Origin of the sequence: Roseixanthobacter finlandensis, from assembly GCF_043195105.2 — a bacterium.
Taxonomy (GTDB): Bacteria; Pseudomonadota; Alphaproteobacteria; order Rhizobiales; family Xanthobacteraceae; genus NCEH01.
In genome coordinates, this window is sequence record NZ_CM195536.1 from 4535098 (window position 1) to 4550418 (window position 15321).

14 protein-coding genes are annotated in these 15321 nt (G+C 64.3%); 9 read left to right on the forward strand and 5 right to left on the reverse strand.

Going from position 1 to position 15321, the window contains the following annotated elements:
* The first annotated feature begins 10 nt into the window (after window positions 1-10).
* Both V5G24_RS21165 and V5G24_RS21170 read left to right on the forward strand, forming a co-directional pair.
* Window positions 11-724 (forward strand): SDR family oxidoreductase, encoded by a 714-nt coding sequence (locus V5G24_RS21165; protein WP_394083554.1) that lies wholly within the window; start codon window positions 11-13, stop codon window positions 722-724.
* A gap of 199 nt (window positions 725-923) precedes the next feature.
* Window positions 924-1583, forward strand: coding sequence for a DUF2161 domain-containing phosphodiesterase (locus tag V5G24_RS21170; RefSeq protein WP_394083552.1), 660 nt, complete (start codon window positions 924-926; stop codon window positions 1581-1583).
* A gap of 79 nt (window positions 1584-1662) precedes the next feature.
* On the opposite strand, the gene V5G24_RS21175 is transcribed toward V5G24_RS21170, so the two are convergent.
* Window positions 1663-2529: an aldo/keto reductase family oxidoreductase gene (locus V5G24_RS21175; RefSeq protein WP_394083550.1), complete on the reverse strand. Its 867-nt coding sequence runs from the start codon at window positions 2527-2529 to the stop codon at window positions 1663-1665.
* A 93-nt stretch (window positions 2530-2622) separates the two neighbouring features.
* Between V5G24_RS21175 and V5G24_RS21180 the strand changes: the two genes are divergently transcribed.
* The gene (locus tag V5G24_RS21180; RefSeq protein WP_394083548.1) at window positions 2623-3519 is read left to right on the forward strand and encodes a LysR family transcriptional regulator; all 897 of its coding nucleotides are present in this window, start codon (window positions 2623-2625) and stop codon (window positions 3517-3519) included.
* 145 nt (window positions 3520-3664) lie between these two features.
* Here V5G24_RS21180 and V5G24_RS21185 read toward each other — a convergent pair whose 3' ends face one another.
* Entirely contained in the window at window positions 3665-4786 is a 1122-nt protein-coding gene (locus tag V5G24_RS21185) for a Fic family protein (RefSeq protein ID WP_394083546.1), read from the reverse strand.
* A 209-nt stretch (window positions 4787-4995) separates the two neighbouring features.
* Here V5G24_RS21185 and V5G24_RS21190 point away from each other — a divergent pair, with 209 nt between their 5' ends.
* A complete protein-coding gene (locus V5G24_RS21190; protein ID WP_394083544.1) occupies window positions 4996-5895 on the forward strand; it encodes an HNH endonuclease in 900 nt (299 codons plus the stop codon).
* A 59-nt stretch (window positions 5896-5954) separates the two neighbouring features.
* Here V5G24_RS21190 and V5G24_RS21195 read toward each other — a convergent pair whose 3' ends face one another.
* On the reverse strand, window positions 5955-6851 hold the full coding sequence (locus tag V5G24_RS21195; RefSeq protein WP_394083863.1) for an SDR family oxidoreductase: 897 nt from the start codon (window positions 6849-6851) through the stop codon (window positions 5955-5957).
* 93 nt (window positions 6852-6944) lie between these two features.
* Between V5G24_RS21195 and V5G24_RS21200 the strand changes: the two genes are divergently transcribed.
* Window positions 6945-7787, forward strand: a complete 843-nt coding sequence (locus V5G24_RS21200) for a helix-turn-helix transcriptional regulator (RefSeq protein ID WP_394083542.1) — start codon at window positions 6945-6947, stop codon at window positions 7785-7787.
* Window positions 7788-7889: 102 nt separating this feature from the next.
* Here the strand turns inward: V5G24_RS21200 and V5G24_RS21205 are convergent, their stop codons facing one another.
* Both V5G24_RS21205 and V5G24_RS21210 read right to left on the reverse strand, forming a co-directional pair.
* The gene (locus V5G24_RS21205) at window positions 7890-8204 is read right to left on the reverse strand and encodes a hypothetical protein (protein ID WP_394083540.1); all 315 of its coding nucleotides are present in this window, start codon (window positions 8202-8204) and stop codon (window positions 7890-7892) included.
* 366 nt (window positions 8205-8570) lie between these two features.
* Window positions 8571-9551 carry a methylenetetrahydrofolate reductase gene (locus V5G24_RS21210; RefSeq protein ID WP_394083538.1) on the reverse strand — a complete coding sequence of 327 codons (981 nt, stop codon included), beginning with the start codon at window positions 9549-9551 and terminating at the stop codon, window positions 8571-8573.
* A gap of 172 nt (window positions 9552-9723) precedes the next feature.
* Here V5G24_RS21210 and V5G24_RS21215 point away from each other — a divergent pair, with 172 nt between their 5' ends.
* From V5G24_RS21215 to V5G24_RS21230, 4 genes are all read left to right on the forward strand, one after another.
* Window positions 9724-10404 (forward strand): MerR family transcriptional regulator, encoded by a 681-nt coding sequence (locus V5G24_RS21215; protein ID WP_394083536.1) that lies wholly within the window; start codon window positions 9724-9726, stop codon window positions 10402-10404.
* A 171-nt stretch (window positions 10405-10575) separates the two neighbouring features.
* A complete protein-coding gene (locus V5G24_RS21220) occupies window positions 10576-11691 on the forward strand; it encodes a 2Fe-2S iron-sulfur cluster-binding protein (protein WP_394083534.1) in 1116 nt (371 codons plus the stop codon).
* Between the two features lie 433 nt (window positions 11692-12124).
* Window positions 12125-13336, forward strand: a complete 1212-nt coding sequence (locus V5G24_RS21225) for a uroporphyrinogen decarboxylase family protein (protein ID WP_509292264.1) — start codon at window positions 12125-12127, stop codon at window positions 13334-13336.
* 162 nt (window positions 13337-13498) lie between these two features.
* Window positions 13499-15292 (forward strand): MtaA/CmuA family methyltransferase, encoded by a 1794-nt coding sequence (locus tag V5G24_RS21230; protein WP_509292265.1) that lies wholly within the window; start codon window positions 13499-13501, stop codon window positions 15290-15292.
* Window positions 15293-15321: the final 29 nt, after the last annotated feature.

The following is a 15321-nucleotide window of genomic DNA, read 5'->3' on the forward strand; positions in this document are numbered from 1 at the left end:
AGACCGCCCTATGCAACGAACCTTCCTCATCACTGGTGCCAGCAAGGGCATCGGTCTTGCACTCTCCCTGCGCCTCGCGGCGCAGGGTCATCGCCTCATCGGCATTGCGCGACACCGGAGTGAGGGCTTTCCCGGAGAGCTCCACACGCTCGATCTCAGCACCAAGGATGCGGGCGAGCAGCTGGCGCAGATCGTCCGTGCCGATCCGGTCGACGGCATCGTCAACAATGTCGGGCTGGTGCGCGCCGAGCCGCTCGGGGCGATCGAGGCCGCCACCCTCGACGAGGTGCTGCGGACCAATCTCCATCCCGCGCTTGCCGCCGTCCAGGCGGCCTTGCCGGGCATGAAGGCGCGCGGCTGGGGCCGCATCGTCAACATCTCCAGCCTCACCATCCTCGGTGCCCTGGAACGCACGTCCTACGCCGCGGCCAAGGCGGCGCTGGTGAGCTTTACCCGCAGCTGGGCCCTGGAGCTTGCGACCTCGGGCATCACGGTCAATGCCGTTGCCCCCGGGCCGACCGAGACCGAATTGTTCCGCGCCAACAATGCGCCGGGCAGCGCGGGCGAGGCGCGCTACCTGTCCGGCGTGCCGATGAAGCGGTTCGGAACGCCGCAGGAAATCGCCGCCGCCATCGCCTTCCTTCTGTCCGACGATGCGGCCTTCATCACCGGACAGACTTTGCATGTGGATGGAGGCGCCTCGATCGGAAAAGCATCACTTTGACCTCCGGCCATATTCCGGATCGGAAGGGCGCTCCCAAAGTCCGCATCTGGCACGGAGGCATCGCTCCCAGGGTTGGCCAGGGAAGTCCGCGATCTCAAAAGGTGAAGGCAGGCTCGCCATACACCGGAACATTGCCGCTGTTTGCCGGTCCTAAACCACCAGCGGGACATGGTCGGCGCAGTCCATCCGGAGGCGCGATGTGGAAACGTCCCTTTATGAGCCCGTCAAACGCTTCCTTGAGCAGCTCGGCTACACCGTAAAGGGCGAGGTCGGGCACTGCGACATGGTCGGCTTGCGGGATGATGATCCGGCGGTGGTGGTGATCGGCGAACTGAAGCTGGCGTTCAACCTCGAACTCATTCTTCAAGGTGTCGACCGGGCCACCTGCGGCGATGAGATCTGGCTGGCGGCGCGCCTTTCCGCCAAGGGCAAGGGGCGGGAAAGCGACCCACGCTATCGCAATCTCTGCCGTCGCCTCGGCTTCGGCTTGCTGGGCGTTTCGGCATTGGGGCATGTCGACGTCCTCGTTTCCCCGGCCGCACCAATGCCGCGGAACAACGCCCGCCGACGATCGAGACTGGTGGAGGAGCATAAGCGACGCCAGGGTGACCCCGTTGCAGGCGGCGGCACACGCAAGCCCATCATGACAGCGTATCGGCAGCAGGCCCTCGCCTGCGCCGCAGCGATGGCCTCCGCGCCGCAGCGTCCGCGCGACCTGAAACACGCATGCCCTGATGCCCAGAAAATTCTTCGCCGCAACGTGTACGGGTGGTTTGAGCGTTCGGAGCGCGGCGTCTACGCGCTGACCGATCTCGGGCGGAGCGCATTGGCGTCGTGGCACGCCGCCGCCGTCCCATGAATGCGACATGGGCAATGGTATGCGGGAGGCAGCGCCCCAGTCCGAGCGCGCCGGAGGAGCCTGCCGCCTTCGCGGGCGATCAGGATGCTGCCGATCCGCCGATGGTGCCCAGCACGTCCATGGCGGCGTCGGGGATATCGAGGCGGGACGCCGCGAGGTTCTCGGCGAGGTGGGCGGTCGAGGAAGTGCCTGGAATGAGCAGGATGTTGGGCGAGCGGCGCAGCAGCCAGGCCAGGGCGACCTGCATGGGAGTGGCACCGAGCGCACTCGCAACCTTAGTCAACGCCTGGGACTGGAGCGGAGAGAAGCCCCCCAAGGGGAAGAAGGGCACGTAGGCGACGCCCTCGGCCGCCAGTTGGTCGATGAAGCTGTCGTCGCTTCTGTGGGCCAGATTGTACTGGTTTTGCACGCCGGCGATGGGAACGATGGCGGCGCCCTGCGCGTATTGCGTGGGCGTGACGTTGCTGAGGCCGATGTGTCTGATCTGGCCTTTTTGCTGAAGTTCGGCGAGCGCCGTCAAGGGCGCTTCGATCGATCCTTCGGCCGGGCCGTGGACGTCGAACATCACGCGCAGGTTGACCACATCCAGGACATCCACGCCCAGGTTCTTCAGATTATCGGTGACGGCCGCTGCCAGGGCTTGGGGTGAGAAGGCCGGCATCCACTCGGCGTTCGGGCCGCGAGCAGCGCCGACCTTGGTCACGATGAGCAGATCCGACGGGTAAGGATGAAGCGCCTCCCGGATCAGCTGGTTGGTGATGTGTGGACCGTAGAAGTCGCTGGTGTCGATGTGATTGACACCGGCGTCGCGCGCGGCGCGCAGGACGGCGAGGGCTTCGTCGCGATCTTTGGGAGGGCCGAACACCCCGGGGCCGGCCAATTGCATGGCACCGTAGCCCAGACGGTTCACGGTGCGGCCGGCGAAGGAATAGGTCGGGGTTGTCATGGTCGTTCTCCTAGAGGACGCAAGACATCTAGACCTTGCCACAGTGCGCGATAATCGCCCACAATCAGAACGCCCTGTACGAGATAGCGAACAATGGCTCACGATCTCGCGGACCTGCACGCCTTCATCGCGGTTGCGCGTGCGCGGGGGTTCCGCAACGCGGCCCGGATCGAGGGCGCGAGCGCCTCGGCTCTCAGTGATGCGGTAAGACGCCTCGAAGGGCAACTTGGCGCGCGCCTCCTGCATCGGACGACGCGCAGCATCAGCCTGACCGAAGCGGGCGCTCGGCTGATGGCCCGGCTGGAACCGGCCCTCAGCGAGGTGGACGCGGCCTTGTCGGGGGTCGGGCGGCTTGGCGACGCGCCTGCCGGGACCTTGCGGCTGAACGTGCCGGTGAGCGCCGCGCGCCTCGTCTTGCCGGATCTCGTGCCGGCGTTCCTGGCGGCCTATCCGCAAATCCGGCTGGAGATCACGGCGGAGGACGGTTTCGTGGACGTACTGGCTGCGGGAGCCGACGCAGGCATCCGGTATGACGAGCGGCTTGAACAGGACATGATCGCCGTGCCAATCGGCCCGCGTATCCAGCGGTTCGCATGCGCCGCCGCGCCCGCCTACCTGGACGCTCGAACGCGGCCCCGCCATCCGAGTGACCTGCTGAACCACACTTGCCTTCGTGGGCGCTTCTCAAGTGGCGTGACCCCCGCCTGGGAGTTCGAGCGGCAGGGAGAGACGGTGATGATCGAGGGCGACGGCCCGCTGCTCGTCAGCATTGGACCGGCGATCGATCTCGCGGTCGAGGCGGCGATCTCGGGCGTGGGGATCATCTATCTCTTCGAAGCCTGGATCGCGCCGTTGCTGAAAAGCGGCGCGCTGGAGCCGGTTCTTGCGGACTGGTGGCCGAGTTTCCCCGGGCCTTTCCTCTACTATCCGGGTCGGCGGCTTGTGCCTCCGCCGCTTCGCGCGTTCATCGACTTCATTCGGGCGCGATAGTCATTGTGAGGCGAAAACGAGCAACGACGCATGTCTGCTTCCGCGCCAGAAGCGCACCCTCGCTCATGACGCATCCTGCAGGTTCAAGGGGATGACTCGTCAAAGGCGACCGAATGAGCAGGACGGTCGCGCACATGCTGCCCGCTCACGGCTTTCCGGCTGTTCCCTGCAGGTTGAGGTGGTATCGCGTGTATCGGCGTTCCCCGGTTCGCGTCAGGGCGCCTTTCTCCACCAGATCGTGCAGGTCGCGCGTGGCGGTGGGGCGTGAGGTGCCGGTGATGGCGAGGTAGTTCTCCGCGCTCAGGCCTCCCGTGAAGCCGCCGGGGCCCTCACGGAAGAGACGGGCGATCACCTTTTCCTGCCGTTCGTTCAACTTGTCGCGGAAGCGATCGTAAAAATGTGCCTTGGCGATGTAGAAGGCGACGCGATCGAGCGTTGTCTGCTGGGCCGCGATGATTGTTTCGGCGAAATAGACCAGCCAGCCCGTGACATCGAGCGTCCGCTGGTGGACCTCGAGCTGATCGTAATAGGCCTTGCGGTGCTGCTCGATGGTATGGGCGAGCGCGATCAGGGTCGGTTGCCCGATGTTCTGGGCGAGGGATTTTTCAGCCAGGGTTCGGCCGATGCGTCCGTTGCCGTCCTCGAAGGGATGGATGCTCTCGAAATAAAGATGCCCGATCCCGGCCCGGGTGAGTGCTGGCAAAGGCATTTCGCCGTCGGGGGCCGAACCATTGAACCAGGCGAGATAGGCGGCCATCTCTTCCGGAACCCGGGAGGATGGCGGCGCCTCGAAATGCACGGTCGGCCGATCCTGGCGGCCGGACACAATCTGCATTGCCTCTTCATGGCGGCGATAGCCGCCGATCATCTCCAGATGCCGGCTGTCCGCCATCAGCATGCGGTGCCAGCGGAACAGCGTGTCGGCATCGAGGGGGGCCGCCCAGCTCCGATAGAGATCGACCATCATCTCCGCGATGCCCCGCTCCTTCGGCTTCACGTTGCGATGGTCGGTGTCGAGGCCGAGCTGACGGCGCAGGGAGGATTGCACGCTGAGGCGATCCAGTGCCTCCCCTTCGATCGCGCTGGTCTTGACCGCCTCGTCGCTGAGGAGTTCGATCCGCAGCAGGTCCCGCTCGCCTTCGCTGACATGCCGGACCGCACCGATCACCTCGCCGGTGAGCAGCAGGAACCGCCGCTCCAGCGGTTCGAGGGCAACCGGATCATAGGCAAAATGCGGCCAGCCGTGCTGCGTCCAGTTCCACACCATGAGCGATAGGGTCTCCCGCTATAGCTCACATAATAGCGGATATGTGATTGATAGATAGCCGTCCTATCGCTCATGGCAGTGCGAAGGAGAACTGAGAGCGTGATACCGGGTCGATAACGTGACGCGCGCGACCAAGGGGTGAATGGTTCCAGCTGCTGCCGAACGATACCCAATGTGCGCTACGATCGAATGGGGATCAGGGATGGCACATGGGATTCGGCGTCTTCATTCACCGCTCGGACTCGATCTATGACGACAGCCCGGCTGAGCGGTATCAGTTCCCGCGCCCATATCTGGGACGCGTCGAGGCCTGCGTCGGCGACTGGATCGTTTATTACGAACCCCGGAAAGTGGCGGAGACCCGGGGCTATTTCGCGATCGCCAGGGTCGAGCGCGTCGTTCCCGATCCCACCGCTCCGGGCATGTATCTCGCTCTCATCGAACCAGGCAGCTATCTCGATTTTGCCAGCCCGGTGCCTTTCACCGATGCGGATGGCGTGGTCGAGCGCGGTGTGCTGAACGCGGACGGGCGCATCTCGGGGCGTGCGCAAGCCGCCGTGCGTCCGCTCTCGCCGGACGATTTCAACCGGATCGTCACTCTCGGGCTGAATGACAGCGAGCCGCTGCTGCCCCGCGTCGACGAGGGAGCGTCCCTCTCAGGCTTTGAAGAAGAACAGGCGCCATTCGCATTCGAGCAGACCCGCGAGCGCGTCGACACTCTGTCCTCTCGCATCGTCCGCGACCGCATCTTCCGGCGCGTCGTGCTGCGCGCCTATGACGAGCGCTGCGCCATCAGCGGGCTCAAGCTGATCAATGGCGGCGGGCGTGCCGAGGTGGCCGCGGCGCATATCCGCCCGGTGGAAGCGAACGGCCCCGACATCGTCAGCAACGGGCTGGCGCTGTCAGGCACGGCGCATTGGATGTTCGATCGCGGGCTGATCAGCCTCTCGGATGATCTGGACATCCTCATTTCCCGACAGACCAACGATCCCGACGGCGTGCGCGCCTTCATCAACAGGGGCGGCCGCGCCATCGCGCCCCGCAGGCTGATCGAGCGCCCCCATCCGCATTTCCTGCGATGGCACAGGGAGCACTGTTTCAAGCCATGAAGCGGAGGCTCCCTATGCCTCGCGGACATTGTGCCGCCCGGTGCGATGATCGGCGAGGCTCAACCGACCGAAACGGGCATCCGTTCGAGGTCGGCGAGCAGGCCGGGGCCGGTCGGAGTCCATCCGAGTTGTTCCCGCGTTTGAGCGCTTGAGGCCGGAGCGTCGTGCTTCACGAACGAGGCGAGCCAGCCGAAATAAGCTTCGACCTCGTCCGCAGTAATGGATTTGACCGGCAGATCGAGGCGCCGGCCAATGACTTCGGCGATGTCGCGGAAGGCCACGCCCTCTTCGGCGACAGCATGATATTTGGCGCCCGGCTTGGCCTTCTCGATCGCCAGCCGGTAGAGGCGCGCGACGTCGAGAACATGAGCCGCCGGCCAGCGGTTGCTGCCATCACCCGCATAGCCGCACACGCCCATTTTCCGGAACATCGCGATCGCATAGGTGACGAGCCCCTGCCTCTGGGTATCGTGAACCTGCGGAAGCCGCATCACCGACACGTTGACCCCCGACGCAGCGAGAGCGGCAGCCGCTTCTTCCGAAGCCGCGCGCGGGATCACATCGGAACCGATCACCGCTCCGTCTTCCCTGGCCGGCTGACCGGGAACGGTATTGGCCATGCTGGTGCCGGAGGTTACGATAAAAGGCCGGTCGGAGCCTGCGAGAGCCGACCCGAGGGCCGCGATGACGCGCCGATCATCCTCGCAATTTGCGACGAACTTCGAGAAATCGTGGTTGAAGGCCAGATGGATCACACCATCCGATCGGGCCGCCGCGCGCGTCAGGCTGTCCAGGTCCTCGAGCGATCCGCGATGCACCTCGGCGCCGGTGGTCGCCAGGGCCGCCGCCTTTTCATCCGAACGCGCGAGGCCGAGCACCTGGTGGCCACCCGAGATCAGATCCTTGACGACGGCCGAGCCGATGAACCCCGTCGCGCCAGTCACAAAAACACGCATGCGCACGTCTCCTCAGGTTTGCTGGAGACCTATGTCTGCGACCAGGATATCCTGGTAAAGTAGTGACCTTATCAGGGTATGATACCTAACAGCATGGACATCCGCGGCGCCAACGACAATCCACTCGGATCCTATCTCAAGGACCGACGGTCGAAGCTCGATCCCTTGGCGCTTGGCTTCTCCCCGGCACGCCGGCGCACGCCCGGCCTGCGCCGCGAGGAGGTCGCGCAGCGGGCCAATATCAGCGCGACCTGGTACACATGGCTTGAGCAAGGCCGCGGCGGCGCTCCCTCCGCCGACGTGCTCGACCGGATCGCGCGCGCCCTGATGCTGACCGACGTGGAGCGCGAGCATCTGTTCCTGCTCGGCCTCGGGCGCACGCCCGACGTGCGCTATCGCAAGAACGAAGGCGTCACGCCACGCCTTCAGCGCGTGCTGGATGCCCTGAACCCGAGCCCCGCCTTTATCCGGACCGCGACCTGGGACATCCTCGCCTGGAACACGGCCGCGACGGTGATCCTGACCGATTATGGAAAGCTGCCGCCCGAGCAGCGCAACGTCCTGCGCTTCATCTTCCTCGATCCGCGCGTCCGCGCCGCCCAGTATGATTGGGAGAGCGTGGCAAGGTTTGTGGTCGGCGCGTTCCGCGCGGACGCCGCACGGGCGGGCGCCGCCGCGGAAGTGAAGCCGCTGGTGGACGAATTGTGCCGCCTCAGCCCCGAGTTTGCGGCCATGTGGCGCGATAACGATGTCCACGGCCATGGCGAGGGCATCAAGCACTTGCGACACCCAATTCTCGGCCCGGTCTCGTTTGAATATTCCGCATTCGCGGTGGATGGCCGTCCGGACCTTGGCATGGTGGTCTACAATCCTGCGACCCCTGCCGACGCCGAAAAGATCCGGTCGGTGCTCGGATCGGCGCCGAAGTGCGATTGAGCCGTGAATCCCGGGTGCGATCCGGCAACGGACGGTATCCGCATCGCCGCGGCTTCTTGCGCGGGCATCGAGGAACGGGAGCTCTTGCCTTGATTGGATGCGTTAGAAGTCGTAACTCAATAAGTGTCGGGTACTCAGAGAACACAATCCCAGACTTTCCGGGCACCTGAGTAGGAACTGCGGAAGTGTTCGACGCCTTCCCGCTTTCGATGCCTCACTCCTTGATTTCTGATGCGTGTGTCGCCCCAGTTGGTCTGCGATGACGCGCATCGAAACGCCATTCATCGTGAATTGACTCGCATGTGCGTGCCGCAAGACATGGGAAGTAATGGCTGGCTCGATCCTGGTTCGCTCTGATGCCAATTCTATAGGCCGTTGCTGATGCGAAGCACCCCACCGCTCCTCATCCGCACGCAAAAATATCGGGGCCGCGCTGGACCTGCCAATTGTGTGGAGCGGAACAGCTCCTGCGCCTCACCCGTGAGGACAACGTGTCGGGGCCGCCCTTGGAGCCCTTATTCTCCCGATAAGCAAGACCTTGATCCAAAGAAAACATCGGTTTGGCCAACAGCTTGCGTCGACCCGGTGCGACACATGCACGTGCTACATGGGCCGCATTCCGACGGCGTTCATGACGGACCAGATCCGACGTGGCCCGACGTGGCATTTCCGCTTCCGGCTGCCCGATGACGTCTGCGGCCAGGAAGCCCGACCCGCGTATCGGGCGACCTCGCCAAGCAGGAGAACCGCAAGACGGGCCGCTTCAAACACGAGCGGACCGAATCACTGTGGAGGTCGGGCAATTCCATCCTCCGCTCCCGCGCCAGGGACGCCCTCGGCTAGGCTTGTCCCAGCCGCGGAGCGTTGGACCTGCGCCATCCAGTCGACGGTCTTCGCAAGGCCGCCGAGGGGGAACAGGTGAAAGCCGCGGAACAGGCTGTCCGGATCATTCGCGAGCGCTGCGGCGAGGGCCTGCGCGAGCGCGTCGGGCGTGCGAATTTGGGCGAATTGCAGGATACCGCCGCTGCCATGCGCGGAAAGCGCCTTGACGGAAGCGCCAATCCCGCACGCGAGCGCGTGCTTGAGCAAGCTGGGCACGCCCGTCACCCCGTGAAGCCCGGGGTCGATGGGCAGCCGGTTGCCACGCTCCCGCAGCCGCCTCTCCCAGGCGATTACCGGCGTCGCATCAAAGAAAAACTGGGTGACCAGGGCGCAAGACAGGCCAGTGCGTGCTGCGAATTCGTTCTTCACGTCGATCGCGCGTTGAAGCTCATCCGCATCCGCGACGGGGTGCCCCTCCGGATGACCGGCGAAGCTCACGGCCCGCAGTCCCGATCCTTCGATGACACCGCTCGCGAGGGTATCCGCCGTCTCGCCGAACGCCCCGAGCGGGCGCTCCTGTGAACCGGCGATCAGCAGGATCTCCTCGACCCCGGCGTCACGGACAAAGAACCGAAGCCACCGCTCCAGCGTGCCGGCGTCCGGCACGGTGCGGACCGCGACGTGGGGAACCGGTTGCAAGCCAGCCTGCCTGAGCGCGACCGCGGCCGCGCGCGTGTCCTCGAAGCTGCCCCTGGGAAGGCGCGTGATGAAGGTGCGCGTTCCCGCCGGCACGCCCAGTGCGTGGCCGCTGTGCAGGACCTCCTTCGGCGACACCTCGATGGACAATCGCTCCACCAGCATGGCCAGCGCCTTCGCATCCGACCGAGCCGCGGGCGCAACTTCGTGACGCGGGTCCTCGCGCCGCTCGGCATCGAACTGCATGGCCCGTATCCTCCCAGGGATCAGATGTGTGTCCTTATTTCTAACGTGAAGGTCTGATTTATAGGTGTCAAGGACCTCTCGCATATCTCGCCGCCTCTTTGAAAGTGAGGACATTGAGGTCGGAAGCCGAACGCGATAGGTTTGAAAAAAGCGAAATGACGGTTGGATTTTAATGGACGTCAAGGCAGCCCGGCTCAGCGGCCTCAAGAAAGTCGGCGAGGTCGCCGACATTTTCGGCACGACGCCGCGCACCCTGCTCTACTATGAGGAGCAGGGCATCATCTCCCCGATGAAGACGGCGCGAGGAACGCGGATGTATTCCGATGCCGACATCAAGCGGTTCGAGGTGGCGTACAAATTATCGTGTCTTGGCGTCCCGCTGAAGACGATCCGCGATCTCGCGACGATCCGCCCGAATGCGGCAACCGGCGACGAATCCGGCCGGAAGCTGTGCAGCATTGTCGACGGCCTGATCGAAGACATTGCCCGGCAGGTCCGCCATCTCGAATTCATGAAACAGGATCTCGAGCGGGGACGCTTGATGATCCGCATGTGCTGGAATTGCCCAAATCAGCCCAGCCGGCGCACATGCCCCAACTGCCCCTGCGAGGTGCAGATGGACCAGTCGCAGCTGATGTGGCTGACATGGGACCCGGATCGCGGCACGTTTCCTCCCTCCAATCCGGGCGAACCGCCGACCAAGTGCATGGAGGCGAGTTTCCCGGAGGCGTCCGAGGCCTTGGCCGCGGCGGATTCCGAGACCGCGGAACCGCGGCCGAAGCGACCGGCCGGCCGGCAAAGCATGCGCGATCGGCAGCGCAAGATAGCCGGCACCACAAACACGTCGGATTAAGCCGCCCTGCCCCTTCGCGCGCCAGGGTTCGTCTCGATACGATCAGGCGGGACACTCGGGGAATCGCCGGCATCACCGGCAACGGCGCAAATCCGATGCTTGACGAGCCAAAAAATCTGACGTTAACGTTTTAAATAAGAGCCAGATACTGGCCAGCAGCGGGAGGATCGCATGGCGCGGCACAGCCTCATGGTCGTCGACAAAATCCGTGAAGCGGACGACACCTGTTCGCTGCGGCTTCAATTGCCCCCGGATGCGCCCGACGCTTTTTGCTACCGGCCCGCCCAGTTCGTGCATGTGCGCGGCATGGTCGACGGGCAGCCGGTGGAGCGCAGCTATTCCCTGAGTTCGGCGCCGGGCGTGGATAGTCACTTTCAGCTCACCGTCAAGAAAGTCGAGGGGGGCGCCCTGTCTCCCTTCCTCGTCGAGCGGGTCCAGAACGGAGACTGGCTGGAGATCACGGAGCCCCAGGGCCGGTTTTTCGACGAAAATCAAGCTCAGCCCTGGCACTACCTGCTGTTTGGCGCAGGCAGCGGCATCTCTCCCCTGTTCTCCATTCTCAAATGGTTGCTGGCCAAAGATCGCGGCGACATCGTCACGCTCGTCTATGCGAGCCGGTGCGAGACCGGGATCATCTTCCGGTCCGAGCTCGACGCCCTTGCCGTCTCCCACCCCGGGCGTCTGCGCCTCATCCACGTCCTTTCGCGCCCGTCCGGAAACTGGACCGGCGAAGCCGGACGGCTGGACGCGGAGCGCATCGGCCGGTTGCTGGGCGAGCGTAATGTCGCCGCGCTTCCAGAGATCGCCTATCTGTGCGGTCCCGACGCCTTCATGTCGCTGGTCGCGGAGACCCTGGAGCAGCGCGGCCTCGATCCGCGCGACATCCGGCACGAGAGCTTCGTCATGGCGGACGCGGTGTCCGGTGACAGCCTCGACGACGAGACGACCGTCCGCATCGTGCCGGCCGGCACGCCGGCGGACGTGTCGGTTCCGCATGCACCGCAGACCGAACTCACCGTGGAGATCGACGGGGAGGAGCGCGTGATCCTGCCGCGCGCCGGCGAGACGATCCTCGCCGCCCTCCAGCGCGAAGAGATCGACGCCCCCTTCTCCTGCCAGGAAGGCACCTGCCTGTCCTGCATGTGCCGTGTGGAGGAAGGCGCTGTGCGCATGCGCCGGCATGATCTGATCGGATTGACCCGCGAGGATCTCGGCGAGGGCATCGCCCTTGCTTGCCTCAGCAGGGTGGAGGGCGTGCGGGCGCGGGTTTCCTTCGAGGACGTCTGACCATTTCTTGGAGTCGGGCAATCGAACGACGCCCCTCTCGCTGCGCCTGCTCGATCGATTGCCACGCTGGGAGACTGCGCCGGAGGCAGGTGAGGCGGCCGCCGCTCCCCTGTGCGGAATGGCAATGTTCGTCGCCGCCAAGACGTGAAGCAAATTGGGAAGTATCGAAGCTTCCGGGCACGTTCCTCAGCTTGACACCTGACACTAACTATCTTCATCATACGTATGAAAATTAATATCACCAAGCAAGGTGAAATGGCTCAGCCTTCCGGGCGGGCCGGAGGAAACGAAATGCCGGCTCGCGACGACAGCATCGGACAAAAGCAACCGGGCGCACAACGTCGAGCGTGGCCATCGGACGCGCGTCCCGTTTTGCAGGACACGCCCGCTGTCGCGACGTGGCGGTGAACCGCAGATCGACGGAGCCCACGCAATGAAAGCTGTCCCATCCCAAGGCGCGATGAGCGATCCATTTACCAATGGGCTGGGGGTTGAGATCGGATGCACGACAGGTACCGGCCTGCGCGCGGACGGTACGGTTTTGTCATCAAATGCAGCGGCATATATCGATCCCGTCGAACGGATCCTGCCGCTCAGCCCGGATGTCGCACGACTTCACGGCAGCCATTTCTGCCGCTGGGGCGTCCTCAAGACCATGCCGATTGAAGCAAACGGTCGCTTTCGCGACGATCTGGGCGTGACATGGGCCACGACCGCGCAGGGGTGCTTTCCCGTCGACCATCCGTTCGCCGAGGCAAGTACCCTGGAGATCGCCCGCCACCCGTTCCCGCCTCTGCCTTCCGTCCTGCAAGTCGCTGCCGGCCCGAACCTGTGCGCTCTTCTCGACGCGCCCATCCCCGGCATCGTCGGCACCGCCCTGGCACTTACAGGCGCTTGGCGATTTCTTGAAATCTTCACGGAAGATCCCACGCTCACATCTGCTCTGCTCGACTGGACCTTGAGCTGTACGTGTCAGTATTACGCCGATCTGCTTCTCCGGTTGCCGCGCCAACCCGACCTCGTCTTCATCCAGGACGTATTCGGCACGGACCAGGCTGCATTCTTCTCGGAGGCCGAATTTCGTCGGTTCGTTCTGCCGCGCCTTTCGGCATTGATCGCCTCCATCCGCACGTGCACCGAGGCGCCGCTCTGCCTGCAGGTGCGAGGTGCCGCGCTCCCGCTTCTGCCGCTTGTCGCCGATCTTGGGATCGAGGTCCTCGGCATTGATCATCGCGCACGCGGCATGATCGCGACGCGGGTGCGCAACGCGGTTGGAAGCCGCATCATTCTCCACGGCACCGCCGACCTTGTCGCATTGGGTCGTTGCATAACGACGAACGACCTAAGAGGGACCGCCCTGCTCCTTTGCGAACTGGCCGAGGCGATGCCGGCGATCGCCGCGCCTGCGGAGCCCATGAGCGCGGAGGACCTGGCATGCGCCGCGCGTGGGGCGGCTTGCCTCGCCGCACTCGATTCCGATGAATTGCGCGACCTGCGACGGCTCGGCCCCGTACGGTCAACGATCGAGCGGGCCTCCCGGCACGCCCGGGAAACGATGCCGCCCCACTTGCCCGTCGCCCCGTCATCCGCTCTTGCACTGGCCCCGTCGAGCGATCCCGCGCTTCTGGTGGGCACTTCGGCATGAGTCCCGATGATCCGAGCGCGGCCCGGCCGCCACGGTCCCGACCTTTGCGCGCCCGGCCGCGCGCGCTTCGAAAAGACATAAAATACATAACAGGAGGAATGCGTTATGGCTGGTGCAAAGGCGAGCATGACGAGCCGCGAGCGGATATTCGCGGCCGTAACGATGACGGATCTTCCCGACCAGGTGCCTGTGGTGCCGCTCCTCATGGCGCGCGGCATCCGGGAAGGTGGCATCACCGTCGACCAGGCGCTGCGTGACGGCGAGGCCTCGGCCCATGCCAAGGCGAAGGCGCTCGCCAAGTTCGGCGGCGATGTGATCATCGCCGGCACCGATCTGTTCACGCCGGTCGAATGCGTCGAAGGGTGCGAGCTCGACTATCTTCCCTATGCCCAGCCTTCGCTGGTCAAGCATCCCACGCCGACGCGGGACGCCTTCTACCGCTTCAAGGAAAAGTACGAGAAGAACGGTTTCCAGCCCTCCGCCCGGGTGCTCGAAATCCAAAAGGAAGCGCGCACGATGGTGAAGCTTGGCTTCAAGGACACCCACGCGATTCCCACGCCCGTCGGCGGGCCCATAACCACAGCCCAGCTGATGACCGGCTCCTCCGAGTTCCTGCAGTATCTCAGCGACGATCCCGACTATGCGCTGGAAGTGACCGAGCTCGCGCTCGACATCGTCAAGAACGTCTGCCGCATGATGTTCGAGGCAGGCATCGACGTATGCAACATCCTCGATCCGTTCAACTCGTCGGACATCCTGCCGCCGGACGTCTATCGCAAGCACGGCCTGCCGTTCCAGAAGCGTCTCTTCGCCTATATCCAGGAGATTGGCGGAATCGGCTTCACGCACACCTGCACCTTCACGCAGCCGATCTGGCGCGACATCTCCGAGAACGGCTGCCTCAACTTCAACGGCGACATGTATCCGGGCATGGACCACGCCAAGCGCGTGATCGGCGGCCAGATTTCGTTGATGGGCACGCTCTCTCCCTTCTCCACGCTGATGCATGGCTCGACCGAAGAAGTGCGCAACGAGGTGAAGAAGCTGGCGGCCGAGGTCGGCTACAATGGCGGCTTCATCTGCATGCCGGGCTGCGATATCGACTGGACGATCCCGGACGAAAATCTCCACGCGATGATCCAGCAATGCGCCGAGATCAAATATCCGATGGACATCGCCGCGCTCGGCGATCTTTCCAACGTCTATATCGCCGGCCACCCCAAGCACATCGGCAAGCGGGCCTCCTCGGTGGCCGGCGACGAAAAGGTCGAGGCCGCCAAAGAACATAAGGGTGAGCAGACGCCGGAAGGCGAGGTCTATGAGAAGCTGGTCGAGGCGATCATGGACTACGACGCCGAGAAGGCAAAGGAGTGGGTGCAGATCGGAATCGACCGCGGAATTTCCGCGCAGAAGATCGTCTTCGACGGCCTGTCTCTTGGCATGAAAATCGTCGGCGACATGTATGAGCGCAACGAACGCTTCGTCACCGACATGCTGAAGGCCGCCAAGACCATGGATGCGGCAATGCCACTGCTCACGCCACTGCTGGAAGCCTCGGGCGGCGGGGGTGGCCCCACCGGCACGGTCGTTGTCGGTCTCGTGCGTGGCAACACCCAGGACATCGGCAAGAACCTCGTCTGCCTGATGCTGAAGGCGAACGGCTACAAGGTCATCGACCTCGGCAAGAATGTGAAGCCGGAGCAGTTCATCGATACCGCCGAACGCGAGAGCGCCGTGGCGATCGGCATGTCGGTGATGACGAATTCCTCGACCGTCTATGTCGAGAAGGTCGTCGAAATGCTGAAGTCCCAGGGGAAGGACGAGAAATATCTGCTGATGATGGGAGGCGCCGCCAATCGCGGCATCGCCGAGAAATTCGGCGTGCGCTACGGCCTCGATGCCAATGCCGCGGTCTCCCTCGTCAAGACCTATCTGGAAACCCGCGCCGCCGCGTGACCCCTTCCCCGCCGCGGCCCGTCGGATCG

What these genes read in the sequence shown, in the direction of transcription:
- V5G24_RS21165 (WP_394083554.1), top strand. Translation starts at nt 11, where the DNA reads ATGCAACGAACCTTCCTCATCACTGGTGCCAGCAAGGGCATCGGTCTT.
- V5G24_RS21175 (WP_394083550.1), bottom strand. Translation starts at nt 2,529, where the DNA reads ATGACAACCCCGACCTATTCCTTCGCCGGCCGCACCGTGAACCGTCTG.
- V5G24_RS21180 (WP_394083548.1), top strand. Translation starts at nt 2,623, where the DNA reads ATGGCTCACGATCTCGCGGACCTGCACGCCTTCATCGCGGTTGCGCGT.
- V5G24_RS21185 (WP_394083546.1), bottom strand. Translation starts at nt 4,786, where the DNA reads ATGGTGTGGAACTGGACGCAGCACGGCTGGCCGCATTTTGCCTATGAT.
- V5G24_RS21190 (WP_394083544.1), top strand. Translation starts at nt 4,996, where the DNA reads ATGGGATTCGGCGTCTTCATTCACCGCTCGGACTCGATCTATGACGAC.
- V5G24_RS21195 (WP_394083863.1), bottom strand. Translation starts at nt 6,851, where the DNA reads ATGCGTGTTTTTGTGACTGGCGCGACGGGGTTCATCGGCTCGGCCGTC.
- V5G24_RS21200 (WP_394083542.1), top strand. Translation starts at nt 6,945, where the DNA reads ATGGACATCCGCGGCGCCAACGACAATCCACTCGGATCCTATCTCAAG.
- V5G24_RS21210 (WP_394083538.1), bottom strand. Translation starts at nt 9,551, where the DNA reads ATGCAGTTCGATGCCGAGCGGCGCGAGGACCCGCGTCACGAAGTTGCG.
- V5G24_RS21215 (WP_394083536.1), top strand. Translation starts at nt 9,724, where the DNA reads ATGGACGTCAAGGCAGCCCGGCTCAGCGGCCTCAAGAAAGTCGGCGAG.
- V5G24_RS21220 (WP_394083534.1), top strand. Translation starts at nt 10,576, where the DNA reads ATGGCGCGGCACAGCCTCATGGTCGTCGACAAAATCCGTGAAGCGGAC.
- V5G24_RS21225 (WP_509292264.1), top strand. Translation starts at nt 12,125, where the DNA reads ATGAAAGCTGTCCCATCCCAAGGCGCGATGAGCGATCCATTTACCAAT.
- V5G24_RS21230 (WP_509292265.1), top strand. Translation starts at nt 13,499, where the DNA reads ATGACGGATCTTCCCGACCAGGTGCCTGTGGTGCCGCTCCTCATGGCG.